This is a genomic window from Kordiimonas marina (assembly GCF_023006325.1).
Taxonomy (GTDB): domain Bacteria; phylum Pseudomonadota; class Alphaproteobacteria; order Sphingomonadales; family Kordiimonadaceae; genus Kordiimonas; species Kordiimonas marina.
In genome coordinates, this window is record NZ_JAINDF010000003.1 from 351,306 (window position 1) to 365,570 (window position 14,265).

Annotated in this window: 10 protein-coding genes; 6 read left to right on the forward strand and 4 right to left on the reverse strand. The window is 60.2% G+C overall.

Annotation, left to right across the window (positions count from 1 at the left end; translation table 11 throughout):
• The first annotated feature begins 47 nt into the window (after nt 1-47).
• The 3 genes from K6118_RS08105 (at nt 48) to K6118_RS08115 (ending at nt 3,958) form a co-directional block, all read left to right on the forward strand.
• Nucleotides 48-1,583 (forward strand): class I adenylate-forming enzyme family protein, encoded by a 1,536-nt coding sequence (locus tag K6118_RS08105; RefSeq protein ID WP_247119737.1) that lies wholly within the window; start codon nt 48-50, stop codon nt 1,581-1,583.
• Nucleotides 1,576-2,457, forward strand: a complete 882-nt coding sequence (locus tag K6118_RS08110; RefSeq protein WP_247119738.1) for an alpha/beta fold hydrolase — start codon at nt 1,576-1,578, stop codon at nt 2,455-2,457. The genes K6118_RS08105 and K6118_RS08110 overlap by 8 nt, the downstream gene beginning before the upstream one ends.
• 280 nt (nt 2,458-2,737) lie before the next feature.
• Entirely contained in the window at nt 2,738-3,958 is a 1,221-nt protein-coding gene (locus tag K6118_RS08115; RefSeq protein ID WP_247119739.1) for a threonine ammonia-lyase, read from the forward strand.
• Nucleotides 3,959-4,027: 69 nt separating this feature from the next.
• Here the strand turns inward: K6118_RS08115 and K6118_RS08120 are convergent, their stop codons facing one another.
• The 4 genes from K6118_RS08120 to K6118_RS08135 form a co-directional block, all read right to left on the reverse strand.
• Nucleotides 4,028-4,426: a hypothetical protein gene (locus K6118_RS08120; RefSeq protein WP_247119740.1), complete on the reverse strand. Its 399-nt coding sequence runs from the start codon at nt 4,424-4,426 to the stop codon at nt 4,028-4,030.
• A 5-nt stretch (nt 4,427-4,431) separates the two neighbouring features.
• Nucleotides 4,432-7,533 (reverse strand): efflux RND transporter permease subunit, encoded by a 3,102-nt coding sequence (locus K6118_RS08125; protein WP_247119741.1) that lies wholly within the window; start codon nt 7,531-7,533, stop codon nt 4,432-4,434.
• Entirely contained in the window at nt 7,530-8,624 is a 1,095-nt protein-coding gene (locus K6118_RS08130; RefSeq protein WP_247119742.1) for an efflux RND transporter periplasmic adaptor subunit, read from the reverse strand. Before K6118_RS08130 ends, K6118_RS08125 begins: the two co-directional genes overlap by 4 nt.
• 199 nt (nt 8,625-8,823) lie before the next feature.
• Nucleotides 8,824-9,696, reverse strand: coding sequence for a LysR family transcriptional regulator (locus K6118_RS08135; protein WP_247119743.1), 873 nt, complete (start codon nt 9,694-9,696; stop codon nt 8,824-8,826).
• A gap of 126 nt (nt 9,697-9,822) precedes the next feature.
• Between K6118_RS08135 and K6118_RS08140 the strand changes: the two genes are divergently transcribed.
• Genes K6118_RS08140 through K6118_RS08150 form a run of 3 tightly spaced genes read left to right on the forward strand, consistent with a single transcriptional unit; the run spans nt 9,823 to nt 14,242 of the window.
• Nucleotides 9,823-11,430 carry a carboxyl transferase domain-containing protein gene (locus K6118_RS08140; protein WP_247119744.1) on the forward strand — a complete coding sequence of 536 codons (1,608 nt, stop codon included), beginning with the start codon at nt 9,823-9,825 and terminating at the stop codon, nt 11,428-11,430.
• A gap of 11 nt (nt 11,431-11,441) precedes the next feature.
• On the forward strand, nt 11,442-12,236 hold the full coding sequence (locus K6118_RS08145) for an enoyl-CoA hydratase/isomerase family protein (RefSeq protein ID WP_247119745.1): 795 nt from the start codon (nt 11,442-11,444) through the stop codon (nt 12,234-12,236).
• Nucleotides 12,233-14,242 (forward strand): acetyl-CoA carboxylase biotin carboxylase subunit, encoded by a 2,010-nt coding sequence (locus K6118_RS08150; RefSeq protein ID WP_247119746.1) that lies wholly within the window; start codon nt 12,233-12,235, stop codon nt 14,240-14,242. Before K6118_RS08145 ends, K6118_RS08150 begins: the two co-directional genes overlap by 4 nt.
• The last annotated feature ends 23 nt before the right edge of the window (nt 14,243-14,265 follow it).

A 14,265-nucleotide genomic window follows, 5' to 3' on the forward strand; every position in this document is an offset into this window, starting at 1 on the left:
AACGGGCCGGCGCGCCGGTCGAAACTGGAAAGAGACAGGATTATCAAATGTCCCCGTTTGATACCACAGCCCCCTTATTGCCTGAAATCCTGGCGCTCCACGGTAAATGGCGCGGCAAGAAGACCGCCCTCATCTCCGGTGACAAACGCCTGAGCTGGGCTGAGTTCGAGGCTGAGACCAACCGGCTCGCCAATGCCCTGATCAGCGCAGGCATCAGCCGCGGGTCCTCAGTCGGCGTGGTCATGACCAATAGCACCGAAATGGTCGAAAGCCTGGTCGGCATCATGAAATCAGGCGCTTCATCCGTACCGATCAACCTGTCGGTGACCGACGAAGCGCTTTACGCCATGCTGGATGATGCCGGTGTCTCCGCCGTTATCGCCACGGACGACCAGGTCGGCAGGCTGGCTGGTTATAAAGCCACGCACCCCAGCCTCAAGCTGATCGCCGCAGACGGCAATTACGACGCCTTCAAGGCCGAAGGCAGCGCCGAAAAGCCTTATGTCGCGATTGAACCCAATGACCCGCTCAATGTCATCTATAGCTCCGGCACCACCGGGATGCCCAAAGGTATCCTGCATACCCATGCTGGCCGCCGTGACTGGGCCTATGATCTCGCCATCGCGCTCCGCTACAACTGCTCGGCGCGCACGCTTTTCACCATCGGACTTTATTCCAACATCAGCTGGGTCGGCATGGTGACCACACTGCTGGCGGGCGGCACCATGGTCATCCATTCAAAATTCGATGCCGAAGAAGCGCTGAAGACCATCGAGCGCGAGCGCATAACCAACATGGCAATGGTGCCGATCCAGTATCAGCGCCTTCTCGAAGTTGAAAACCATGAACGGTTCGACCTTACTTCCATCCAGGCGGTCATGAGCTGCGGCTCTCCCCTCCACGCCGACCTTAAGGCCGCGTTGATTGACCGCCTGGGCCCCACCGTGATCGAGCTTTACGGCCTCACCGAAGGCATTATCACCACGCTTGAGCCCGAAGAAGCCGAAGGCCGGCTGGCCTCCGTCGGCAAGCCACTGATTGGCACCGATATCAAGATTGTCGGCGATGATGACCGCGAAGTAGCGCAAGGCATGCCGGGCGAAATCTGCGGTGCAGGCCGTATCGTCATGCCGGGTTACCTCAACCGGCCTGACGCCACCGCCGACAGCACCTGGATCGATCCGGACGGCAAGGCCTGGTTGCGTACAGGCGATATTGGACAACTTGACGAAGAAGGCTACCTTTATATCGTTGACCGCAAGAAGGATATGATCCTTTCGGGTGGGCAGAATATCTATCCGCAGGATATCGAGGCCGTTCTGATTACCAACCCCGATATCAATGATGTTGCCGTCATCGGTGCGAAAAGCAGCCGGTGGGGCGAGACACCGGTGGCGATCATCGTGCCGGAAAAAGGCTGCGGTCTTGGCCCTGAGGATTTCAAGGCCTGGGCCAATGGCCGTCTCGGCAAACAGCAGCGGATCGCGGCGGTCGAATTTATCGACGCCCTGCCCCGGAACCCGAACGGCAAGATCCTGAAGCGGGACCTGAGAACGATATATGGGGACAAGGATTATGGCTGATAGCGCGGCACGCCCGACGGCTACCTACACAGACGAATATTTCACCAACACCGATGGGTTGAAGCAGCATTACCGGGACTATAACACCGCCGGGCCGGATGCCCCCGTGGTGCTGTGCATCCCCGGCCTCACCCGCAACGCCAAGGATTTCGAGGAAATCGCCGCCCATATCGCGGACCGTTGCCGGGTGCTCTGTTTCGAGAACCGCGGCCGCGGCCTGTCGGAATGGGACCCGGACCCGAGCCGCTACACGCCCGTGACCTATGTCGGTGATGTGCTCACGCTCGTGAACCAGTTGGGCCTCAAGGACGTCATCGCCTTCGGCACGTCCCTGGGCGGCCTCATGACCATGATCCTTCAGGCCACCACGCCCGGTGTGTGGCGCGCCGCCATCATCAATGATATCGGCCCGGAAATCGATGACGCGGGCATTGAACGCATCAAGGGCTTTGTCGGCAAGGGCACGCCGCCGAAGACATGGGAACAAGCTATTGAAAGCACCCGTAAAATCGGCCTCAGCATGTTCCCGAGCTTCACGGATGATGAGTGGTCCCGCATGACCCACAAGCTTTATGCAGATGTGGACGGCAAGCCTGTCATCCAGTATGACGCCGCCCTCGCCCAGAATTTCGATGCCGAGCCCGACCAGGCCGCACCGGACCTGTGGCCGATCTGGGCCGCCATGTATAGCGTGCCGACGCTGGTCCTCAGGGGTGAGCTTTCAGACATCCTTTCCGCCGAGACGCTGGACAAGATGGCCGCAGGCCACCCGGACCTCACCGCCGTCACCATTCCCGGTATCGGCCACGCGCCCATGCTGTGGGAACAGGAATCGATGGACGCGGTCGATAATTTCCTCGCCCGCTTCGTCTGAGCCGGTCGCTTCGTAACCGCTCTCATTGTCATACCGGGGCTTGACCCCGGTATCCATGCGCTGCGTCCATCACGGGAGATCGCGGCAGATATCGGATGCCCCCCGGGATCAAGTCCCGGGGTGACACGGTTATAACAACAGAGCACAACGCGGCGCCAACCAGCACGACTGCCCCGCGTCTTATCCTTGAAAAATAACCCAAATAGCGTGCTTCTGGCTGGACATGGCCTGCACACTATGGCAATGCTGCGGACCGTACTTTTATTTCATGGAGTCTGGTGTGCACGAACAATTATTGCCGATAACGGCCCAAGATGTTTTCGAAGCGGAAAGATCAATCCGCGACGCCGTTAAACGCACCCAGACCATCCCATCCAAAACTCTGTCGGCCATAACCGGCGCTGATTGCTGGCTGAAGCAGGAGATTTTCCAGTTCACCGCCGCCTATAAGGAACGCGGGGCCCTGAATAAGCTTCTGTCGCTCCCGAAGGATACCAAGGGCGTGATCGCAGCCTCTGCCGGCAACCATGCCCAGGGCATCAGCTACCACGCCACGCGGCTCGGTATCCCCGCCACCATCGTCATGCCTGAGGGTACGCCCTTCAACAAGGTGAAGCGCACCGAAGAGCTGGGCGCGCGCGTGGTGCTCACCGGCAGCAATTTCGAGATCGCGACCCAGGCGGCATACGAACTGGCGGCCAAGGAAGGCCTGACATTCATCCACCCGTTCGATGACCCGCTTGTAATGGCTGGCCAAGGCACCGTGGGGCTTGAAATGCTCGAAGACGTGCCAGAGCTCGACACCCTCCTCGTCCCCATCGGCGGCGGCGGGCTTATCTCGGGCATCGCCACTATCGCCAAGCATATCAAGCCGGACATCCGGATCATCGGCGTCCAGACCGAAGCCTTCCCCGCCATGAAGGAAGTGGTGGACGGTGTCGACCTGGATGGCAGCTTCATCTCCATCGCCGAAGGTATCGCCGTTAAAACGCCGGGCCAGAATACCCGCAAGGTGGTCGCAGCCCTCGTGGATGAGATCCTCATCGTGCCCGAACGCCGTATCGAAGCCGCGCTCGTGATGCTGATGGAGATCGAGAAGATCGTCGTCGAAGGCGCCGCCGCCACTGGCCTGGCCGCGCTTCTGGAGTACCCTGACCGCTTCAAGGACCGCAAGGTGGGGATGGTACTCACCGGCGGCAATATCGATAGCCGCCTGCTCGCCAGCGCCATCATGCGCGGCATGGCCCGTGACGGCCGCCTGGCACGCCTGCGCATCACCATGATGGACCAGCCCGGCGCGCTCGCCAAAGTCACCGAGGTGGTGGCCCAGGTCGGCGCCAATGTCATTGAGATGCGCCACCAGCGCGAATTTGGCGCCATTTCGCTGAAGCTCACCGAAATGGAGCTGGTGATCGAAGCCAAGGACCGCGAGCACGCCATGCGGCTCGTCAGCGCCCTCGAAGACGCAGGCTTCAAGGTCGATTACGCCAAGACGGTTTGATTCCCGGGCCCAAATAAAAGCCGGCCCCCAGAGCCGGCTTTTTCTGCTTCGGATCAATGAAGCCTGTGACTATGACCTGCCGTGTGAGCAATCCCATTCGGTGTTGGCTTTACGAGCAGCTACAACATCTGCACAGTCACACCTCTTACCTTCCGCATGCGCCATCTCGAACATACTGAGAAAAGTGTGCTTTTCAATCTCGAACGGACCACTCGTTTCGGCTGTTTTTCCTTCAGGCTTTAGAATCTCACGGAAATCACCACCGATAAGATTGTCTTGGCCAAATGACGACACGCCCTTCTGACGGTAAACCGCCAAGTCATCCCAATGCAGACGGCCATCGCTAAACTTTTCTACCAACCTCAAAACTCTACCGTCATGGGAGACTTCATAGAAAAACTCTATTGGGTCGACTGGCCGTTCATGGTGCCAACCGCCCCAATAATATGTGTTGTTTTCCTTCGGCATACTCCCTACTCCGCTGGTATCCCTGCGGCTTCCTTCTCTTCATAGTCCTTGATCTTGGCGGCGACATGGCCGGGCGACTTGGTGAAGCGCGCGAGCATGTCGTAGAAGACCGGCACGATGAACAGCGTGAAGAAGGTGGCGACGATGACGCCACTGAAGACGGTGACACCGATGGTTTGGCGACTGGCTGAGCCCGCGCCTGAGGCCATCATCAAGGGCACGGCGCCCATGGCGGTGGAAAGCCCGGTCATCATGATCGGCCTGAGGCGGATCTTCGAGGCTTCCATCAGCGCGTCACGGATTGCCTTGCCCTCGTCCCGAAGCTGGTTCGCGAACTCGACAATCAGGATACCATTCTTGGCCGCGAGGCCGATCAACAATATGAGGCCGATCTGGCTGTATATATTGATCGTACTGCCTGCGAGATAGAGGCCAACCAGGCCGCCCAGAAGTGCGAGCGGCACGGTAAGCATGATCACGAACGGGTGCAGGAAGCTTTCGAACTGCGCCGCGAGGATCAGGAACACCACCACGAGCGCCAGCACGAAGATGAAGTAGATATCGTGCCCGGCTTCCATATATTCGCGCGTAGCGCCCTTATAGTCGATCGCAGTCACGTCAGGCACTTCATCCCTGACCAGCTTGCTCACCTCATCAATGACGGTGCCGAGCGTATAGCCGGGCGCGATGTTGCCGGAGACGGTCAGCGCCCGCACGCGGTTGAAGCGGCGGAGCTGCCCCGCACCCGAAACCTCATCCACCTTCACCAGGTTGGTGAGCGGAATGAGCTTGCCGGTGTTCGACGGCACGTAGGTGTTGTCCATATCAAGGGGCTGCATACGGTCCTGCTTCTTGGCCTGCAGGATCACGTCATACTCCTGGCCTTCCTTGACGAAGGTGGTCACCCGGCGGCCGCCCATCATGGTTTCGAGCGTATGGCCGATCGACTGGATCGAAACACCCATATCGGCCGCGCGCAGGCGGTCGATCTTGACCTTATATTGCGGCTGGGTTTCACGGTAATCGAAATCCAGGTTCACAAGGCCCGGATATTTCTCCAGGATCGGCCTCAGTATCTGCTTGAAGCGGCCGAGGTCATCATAGGTGTTGCCGCCGATAACCATCTGGAACGCCTGAGAACTGCCGCTGCGGCTGGTCAGCCCCGACGTCTGGATCGGGATCGCCATGATACCCGGCACATTGTTCATCAGCTTGGGCCGAAGCTCGTTGACGATTTGTGTCGCGGTGTGCTTCCGCTCATCCCATGGCTTGAGGATGATGAAGCCGAAACCGCCGTTGCCGTCGACCCGCAGGAGAAGACGGGTCATATCGCCTTCCTTGATCAGCGGCAGCACCTGCTTCTCCACCTTGATCGCCTGCTTGCGCATATAGTTGGTGCTGGCACCTTCCGGGCCGCGCAGCATCAGGAACAGGCCGCCCCGGTCCTCGATCGGCGCAAGTTCGGACGGGACACGGGTGAAGATGGCGCCGATCAGCACAAAGCAGGTCAGGAAGCTCATGATCACCAGCGTCTTGTTCTCCAGGCACATCTCAAGCGCGCGGCCATAGGCGGCGTTGAGGCGCTGGAACAGGCGGTCGAGGAACTTGGCGAACGCAGGTTTCTTGTTGCGGCGCCGGACAAGCTTGGAGCACATCATCGGCGTCAGCGTCAGGGCCACAAGGGCCGAGAAAGCAACGGCCGCCGACATGGTGATCGCCAGTTCGCCGAACAGGCGCCCGACGTTGCCGGGCAGGAACAGGATCGGCACGAACACGCCGATCAGCACCATGGTGGTGGCGATAACCGCGAACCCAACCTGACGCGCGCCGCGGTAGGCGGCCACGAGGCCTGCTTCGCCCTCTTCCACGCGGCGGTAGATATTCTCCAAGACCACGATGGCGTCATCGACCACAAGGCCGATCGCCATCACGAGGCCCAGAAGCGTGATCAGGTTGATCGACACGTTGGCAAGGTTGAGAACCAGGAAGCTCGCGATAATACAGATCGGCACGGTCACCGCGGGCACCAGTACGGTGCGCAGGTTGCCGAGGAACAGGTAAAGCACCAGCACCACCAGCCCCATGGCGATGGCGAGCGTGACATAAACCTCGTCAATCGCCTTCTCGATGAAGACCGAGCTATCGTAGGCCACGGAAAGCTTCATGCTTTCAGGCAAGGTGGCCTGCAGACGCTTGACCTCCTCCTTCACCGCCTTGGCGACGGCGAGCGTATTGCCCTTGGACTGCTTGACAACGCCCAGCCCGATGACCGGAATACCGTTGCCGCGGAATACGCTTTCATCGCGTTCCCCGCCCATGGCGACGGTGGCAATGTCGCCGAGACGGACGAAGCCGTCATCCTTGCCTTCCTTGATCACCATGGTCTTGAAGTCCTCAGGCCGCGAATATTCGCGGTTGAGGCGGACGATGGTGTCCCGATTGATCGATTGGATCTTACCGGCAGGCAGCTCGACGTTTTCGGCACGCAGAACCCGCTCAACATCCGCCACGGTCACCCCGCGCGCGGCCATGGCCTGACGGTCAAGGTTGATGCGCACGGCATAGCTGCGGCGCCCGCCGATCCGGACACCGGCGACACCGTCCACCACCGAGAGGCGGTCAACGATATTGCGCTTGGCATAGTCGGTCAGCTGCAGCACGTCGCGCACCGGGCTTGTGAGGTTGAGCCAGATAATCGGCCGCGTGTCGCTGTCAGCCTTGGATACTTCCGACGGTTTGACCGTTTCCGGCAGGTTGTCGAGCACACGGCTCACGCGGTCACGCACATCATTGGCGGCGGCGTCGATATCGCGGTCGAGGTCGAACTCGATTGTGATGCGGCTATTGCCGTCACTGCTGACGGAATCCATGGTTTTAATACCCGGCACGCCCGCAATCGCACTTTCGAGGATTTGGGTAACGCGGGTTTCAACCACGGCAGCGTTGGAGCCCGGATAATCGGTGCTGACGGAAACCACAGGCGGGTCAACATCCGGCAGTTCGCGCACGGAAATGCCCTCAAACGAGACGATCCCGAAGGCGACCAGCAGCAGGCTGATCACCGTCGCGAAGACCGGACGTTTAACGGAAACGTCGGAAAGGATCATTGCGCCGCTCCCTTCATGGCACTACCGGCGGATGCCTTGGGCTCATCACCGGCTTCACGCACGGGTACAGGCTGGCTGCCGAGGCGGAGCGTACCTTCGGTAACGACACGGTCACCTTCCTTGACGCCCTGGGTCACCTCAACATAGCCCGGACGGCGAATGCCGAGGCTGACGGCACGCCGATGCGCGGTACCATTTTCCACCACGAAAACATAATCCTTGCCGCCGGTGGGCACGACAGCCTCCTCCGGCACGGACAAGCCATTCCAGGACCGGCTGATCAGATCAACCGTCATGAGAATACCAGGCCGCAAGAGCTTGTCTTCATTGGGAATTTCAGCCCGAACAATCACCGAGCGCGTAACGGGGTCAACACGGCTATCCACCGTCTTCACCCGGCCCTTGAACAGACGCCCCGGATAGGCCTCAACCTTGGCTTCGACCTCCTGCCCCGGCTTGAGGCGGGCCAAGAAACGTTCCGGCACGGAAAAGTCCAGATAGATGAGATTGATGGCATCGATGGTCGTGATCGGCGTCGACGGCGTGATGAGCGAGCCTTCGCTGACCTGACGCAGGCCGAGAACGCCATCGAACGGCGCCACAACACGTTGGTCATTGAGCCTTGCCTGCGCTGCATCAACGCGGAAGCGGGCTTCATCCAGCGTGCGCTGGGCGGCATCGAGGGCGGCGGTCGAAGCGTTGCCCTTCTTCACCAGGTCACGCGTCCGCTTGAACTGGCGCTCGGCTTCCTTCTGGTTGGCTTCAGCTTCCTGAAGTTTGGCCTTTTCTTCGCGGTCTTCGAGATTGACGAGCACATCGCCTTTCTTGACCAGTTGGCCATCATCGAATTTAACCGCGCGGATGGTATCGGACACACGGGCATTCAGCGTCACGGATTCGCTCGCTTTCGCCGTTCCCAGCGCTTCGACGATATCCGTAAACGGGCGAAGGGTTACAGGTTGGGTGACAACAGTCAGTGTGCCGCCATGCCGCTGCTGCGCGCCTTTGTCGCGCGGCCCCCAAATAAGCCACACCGACGCCCCAGCAAGCACCAAAAACACCGCTGCCAGCACAATCCGTCCCGGTTTCATTCGCTACCTCGTATTCTGTCGTTATCGTGCCGGCAAAGTGCCGACATCCTAGCCCAAGTTGAAATTTGCAAACTATATAATGCCATTTCTTAGGGTGGCATACCTTGGAGGCGAACCTTTGTGGGGTCACATGCGTGTGATTTGCGGCGAACTGTGCTTTTCATGCGACCAATCGCCCGCATCGAACCGTATAAGCGGTTCAGCCACACCACACTGTGGCCACATAGCCTTCAAATTGCTGGCCTGCCGCTGCGACAACGGGCGGCAGTTCATAGCGCGGTCGATAAAGCGCCAGGCGGCGTTTATAGTCAAACCCCTGCAACCGTGCGGACGTAACCCGTTCATCAACCAGGCTTTCCGGCACCACCGTGCCGCCAAGACCTGCCGCCACCATGGAAATGGCACGACTATCGTTCGGGGTACGGTACACAAGCCTGGGGCGGATATTCTGGTCGGTGAAGTACCGGCTGGTCTCAGAAAGCACCTCACAGCGGCTTCTGACAACCATATGTTCCTCCGCAAGATCCGCCGCCACCAATCGTGTTCGTGATGCCAAGGCGTGGCCCGCGGGCAGGATGAAGACATAGCCCTCTTCCCGAAGCGCAATCGCCTGGTCCGGCCCAGCCCCGCGGTGAACGGACAAGGCATAATCCAGGCTGCGGTCCTCCAACCGGTTCAGGAGTTCCTGCTCGGTACCATCGACGATTTCCAGGACAACTTCCGGCGCCTGCTTTTTGAACCCGGCCAACAGATCCCCCATCGCTCGGGTTGAGATGGTAGTCAGCACACCAAGCCGGATGACCGGCGCCGCCCGCGTTTCTTCAAGCGCCTGCATCGCCATGTTGCATTCATGGAGAATCGCCTTCGCCCGCGGCAGGAAGCGCGTTCCCGCTTCCGTCAGGAACACCCGGCGGTTCGACCGCTCGAACAGGGGCTGTCCGACCTGTGTCTCCAGCTTCTTGATCCCGGCGGACAGGGTCGGCTGGGTCACAAAAACACGGTCGGCGGCGCGCGTAAAACTACCGGTTTCGACAACCGCGAGGAAATAGCGCAACAGGTACAAATCCATCATAGATACTGTCTATCAATTCTATTTTTGCATTCGATTTTACCGATAGCACCCTTTTCCCTAAGATGCCAGCAATCACAATAAGTTCGCTGCCATCGTCGCCGCTGTATACGGGAGTATCAGGCCCCTATGACCATTCTCCACTCGACTGTCCAGCCGGGCAGCGCGGAATTTGAACAGAATGCCGCCCACATGCAGGCCCAGGTCGATGACCTCCAAGCCAAGATCGCCGAAATCTCTCTCGGCGGCTCTGAACGCGCACGGGACAAGCATCTTTCGCGCGGCAAGCTGTTGCCGCGGGACCGCGTGAATACGCTTCTCGACCCCGGCTCCCCCTTCCTGGAACTCAGCCAGCTGGCGGCTTATGACATGTATGGCGGCGGCATTTCGGCCGCAGGTATCATTACCGGCATCGGCCGCATCAGCGGCACCGAATGCATGGTGGTGTGTAATGACGCCACGGTCAAAGGCGGCACCTACTATCCAGTCACGGTGAAGAAGCACCTGCGCGCGCAGGAAATCGCCCGCGAAAACAACCTGCCCTGCGTCTATCTGGTCGACAGCGGCGGTGCCAACCTCCCCAACCAGGATGAGGTCTTCCCCGACCGCGACCATTTCGGCCGCATCTTCTATAATCAGGCGACCCTCTCGGCCGAAGGCATCCCGCAGGTGGCGGTCGTCATGGGCAGTTGCACAGCAGGCGGCGCTTACGTGCCCGCGATGGCGGACGAAAGCATCATCGTGCAGAAACAGGGCACCATCTTCCTCGGCGGCCCGCCCCTCGTGAAGGCCGCGACCGGCGAAGTAGTCTCGGCCGAGGACCTTGGTGGTGGTGACGTCCATGCCCGCACGTCCGGCGTGGTCGACCATCTGGCGAAGGACGATTATCAGGCGCTTGGCCTTGCGCGCCGTATCGTCGGCAACCTCAACCGCACCAAACAGGTACCGGTGAAGATGCGCGATGTGGTCGAGCCTAAATACGACCCGAAGGAAATTTACGGCGTCATCCCCAAGGATACGCGCCAGCCCTATGATGTGCGTGAGGTTATCGCCCGCATCGTTGACGGCAGTGAATTTGACGAATTCAAGAAGCTCTATGGGGAGACCCTCGTCTGCGGTTTCGCCCATATCCACGGTTTCCCGGTCGGCATCGTCGCCAACAATGGCGTCCTGTTCTCGGAAAGCGCGCTCAAGGGTGCGCACTTCGTTGAACTTTGTGCACAGCGCGGCATCCCGCTGGTGTTCCTCCAGAACATCACCGGCTTCATGGTCGGCCAGAAGTATGAAAACGGCGGTATCGCCCGCGACGGTGCCAAAATGGTGACCGCGGTCGCCTGCGCCAATGTGCCCAAATTCACCATCCTGATCGGTGGCAGTTTCGGCGCCGGCAACTACGGCATGTGCGGCAGGGCCTACAGCCCCCGTTTCCTGTGGATGTGGCCGAACGCCCGCATCTCGGTGATGGGCGGTGAACAAGCCGCCAGCGTACTTGCCACCGTCAAGCGTGACGGCATGGAAGCCCGCGGTGAAAGCTGGTCCGCAGACGAGGAAGAAGCTTTCAAAGCACCGATCCGCGATCAGTATGAGGACCAGGGCCACCCCTATTATGCCAGCGCGCGCCTGTGGGACGATGGGGTCATCGACCCTGCCGACACCCGCCGCGTGCTCGGCCTCGCCCTTTCCGCCAGCATGAATGCCCCTGCCGAGCCGACCAGGTTCGGCGTGTTCCGTATGTAAAGGCCAAAGCCATGACCGACGTACTTCATACCACTATCGATGATCGCGGCGTTGCCGCCGTCACCATGATGCGCGCCGATGTGCATAACGCCTTCAATGACGACCTGATCTGGGAACTTCACAACGCTTTCAAGAAGCTGGGTGAGGATGAAAATGTTCGCGCGATTGTGCTGACGGGCGCTGGCAAAAGCTTCTCGGCAGGCGCGGACCTCAATTGGATGAAAGCGGCCGCCGACTATACTGAGGCGCAGAACAAGGCCGATGCCCTGCGGCTTTCGGATATGCTCGCGGCCCTCAATGACTGCCCGAAGCCAACCATTGCCATCGTGAACGGCGCAGCCTTCGGCGGTGGGGTTGGCCTTGTCGCCTGCTGCGATATCGCCATTGCGGTTGAAGGCGCGGTCTTCTCGCTCTCCGAAGCCCGGCTCGGCCTTACGCCCGCGACCATCTCGCCTTATGTGGTGGCGACCATCGGCGCCCGCGCCGCCCGCCGCTATTTCCTGACCGCTGAACGCTTCAGCGCTGAAAAAGCCAAGGAAATCGGCCTGGTGCAGGAAACCGCGCCGTCGCTTCAGGATGCCTGCAGCCTCTCCCACGTTATGCTCAAGAATATCCTCGCCGGCGCCCCCGGGGCCCAGCGCGAAGCCAAGGCGCTGATCCGGGCAGTCGCAGGCAAGGAGATCACCGAGGACCTCCGCGCCGATACCGCAAACAGGATCGCCGCGCGCCGCGCCAGCCTTGAAGGCCGCGAAGGTCTTTCCGCCTTCCTTGAAAAGCGCAAACCGGAATGGAGCGTGGATCAATGACGCACCGCATCCGCAAGCTCCTGATCGCCAACCGCGGTGAAATCGCCTGCCGGGTGATGGCCACCTGTGAACGGCTGGGCATCAAGACGGTCGCAGTCTATTCGGACGCGGACCGGGACGCCCTCCATGTCGCCATGGCGGATGAAGCCGTGCATATCGGCCCGGCTCCCGCACGTGAAAGCTATCTGGTCGCTGAGAAAATCATCGACGCCTGTAAGCGCACCGGCGCCGACGCCGTGCACCCGGGCTATGGTTTCCTGTCCGAAAACCCGGCGTTTGCCGAGGCCTGCCAGAAAGCCGGTATCATTTTCGTCGGTCCGTCGGCCCAGTCGATGCGGGCGATGGCGCTGAAGGGTGCCGCTAAGGCACTGATGGAAGACGCCGGCGTGCCGGTCGTGCCCGGTTATCACGGTGACGACCAGTCGCTGGAAACGCTAGTGGCCGAAGCCGAACTGATCGGTTTCCCCGTTCTGATCAAGGCGGTCGCGGGCGGCGGCGGCAAAGGCATGCGCAAGGTCTATAGCCTTGAGGAACTGCCCTCTGCCATCGAAGGCGCGCGGCGCGAAGGCGAAAACAGCTTCGGTGACGGCACGCTGCTCATCGAAAAGTTGATTGAGAAACCGCGCCACATCGAAATGCAGGTGTTCGGGGACGTGAACGGTACCGCGGTTCACCTGTTCGAGCGTGACTGTTCGCTCCAGCGCCGCCACCAGAAGGTGATTGAGGAAGCCCCCGCCCCCGGCATGAGCGCGGAAATGCGCCGGGCCATGGGCGACGCTGCGGTCAAGGCCGCCGAAGCCATTGGGTATGTGGGTGCAGGCACAGTCGAATTCATCGTCGATGTCGCGAACGGGATCGACGGTGCACCCTTCTATTTCATGGAAATGAACACCCGCCTGCAGGTGGAACACCCGGTAACCGAAGCCATCACCGGTCAGGACCTGGTCGAATGGCAAATCATGGTCGCCGAAGGCAAGGACCTGCCGCTCGCGCAGGATGAAATCGAGATGATGGCGGACGGCCATGCGGTTGAGGTTCGCCTCTATGCCGAAGACCCGTACGGCGGTTTCCTGCCCGCGACCGGCAAGATCGGCCTGTTTGACCCGTTTGCGAATGTCGGAGCGGGTCAGCGGATCGACGCGGGCGTGCGCGCGGGCGACGCGGTCAGCATCCATTATGACCCGATGATCGCCAAGCTTATCGCCTGGGGCGAGGATCGCGAAAGCGCCATCAATGCGCTCATTGATCTCGTTGAAAACACGCCGGTTTCCGGCCTGACCACCAACCGCGATTTCCTGATAAGTGCCTTGAAGGACAAGGATTTCCGTGCGGGCGATGTGCACACGGGCTTTATCGAAGCCCACAAGAATACGCTTCTCACGAAACCGGCAGTTTCGGCACATGACTATGCGCTGGCGTCCGCCGCGATCCTTGCGGCCCGGCATACCCGTATCGAAGGCACCGACCCGTGGGCGATGGCCGACAATTTCCGCCTGAACCTCGCCCACAGCGAAAAACTGTGGTTCGAAAATGAAGATGGGGAAGTCATCACTGCAACTGTCGCGGCGTGCAACAGCACGGTCACCATTACTGTTGCAGATGCAACAGTGGACGCCCGGATCATCGATTTTGATGGAGATACGCTGACGCTCGAGGTCGATGGCCTCCGCAGTCGCCTATTTGCCGAGGTGGACGAGGCAAAAGTCACGCTGGTGACGCCCGAGCGCACGATGGTGATCAAACGCCATGCACGCGATGGCGGGCTCGACGACGAGGTCGAAGGCCCCGGCACCATCACCGCGCCCATGCCCGGCAAAATCCTCGATGTGAAAGTGACGGACGGTGAGACGGTCGAGAAAGGCCAGCCGCTCCTGATCATGGAAGCCATGAAGATGGAACAGACCATCACTGCCCCGAAGGCCGGAACGGTCTCCGGCCTTGCGCTCACGCCCGGCCAACAGGTCACCGGCGGCGCCGTACTGCTGACCATTCAGGACAAAGAATAATTATATAACAATTGGTTGAGGGA

What these genes read in the sequence shown, in the direction of transcription:
- K6118_RS08105 (WP_247119737.1), top strand. Translation starts at nt 48, where the DNA reads ATGTCCCCGTTTGATACCACAGCCCCCTTATTGCCTGAAATCCTGGCG.
- K6118_RS08110 (WP_247119738.1), top strand. Translation starts at nt 1,576, where the DNA reads ATGGCTGATAGCGCGGCACGCCCGACGGCTACCTACACAGACGAATAT.
- K6118_RS08120 (WP_247119740.1), bottom strand. Translation starts at nt 4,426, where the DNA reads ATGCCGAAGGAAAACAACACATATTATTGGGGCGGTTGGCACCATGAA.
- K6118_RS08125 (WP_247119741.1), bottom strand. Translation starts at nt 7,533, where the DNA reads ATGATCCTTTCCGACGTTTCCGTTAAACGTCCGGTCTTCGCGACGGTG.
- K6118_RS08130 (WP_247119742.1), bottom strand. Translation starts at nt 8,624, where the DNA reads ATGAAACCGGGACGGATTGTGCTGGCAGCGGTGTTTTTGGTGCTTGCT.
- K6118_RS08135 (WP_247119743.1), bottom strand. Translation starts at nt 9,696, where the DNA reads ATGATGGATTTGTACCTGTTGCGCTATTTCCTCGCGGTTGTCGAAACC.
- K6118_RS08140 (WP_247119744.1), top strand. Translation starts at nt 9,823, where the DNA reads ATGACCATTCTCCACTCGACTGTCCAGCCGGGCAGCGCGGAATTTGAA.
- K6118_RS08145 (WP_247119745.1), top strand. Translation starts at nt 11,442, where the DNA reads ATGACCGACGTACTTCATACCACTATCGATGATCGCGGCGTTGCCGCC.
- K6118_RS08150 (WP_247119746.1), top strand. Translation starts at nt 12,233, where the DNA reads ATGACGCACCGCATCCGCAAGCTCCTGATCGCCAACCGCGGTGAAATC.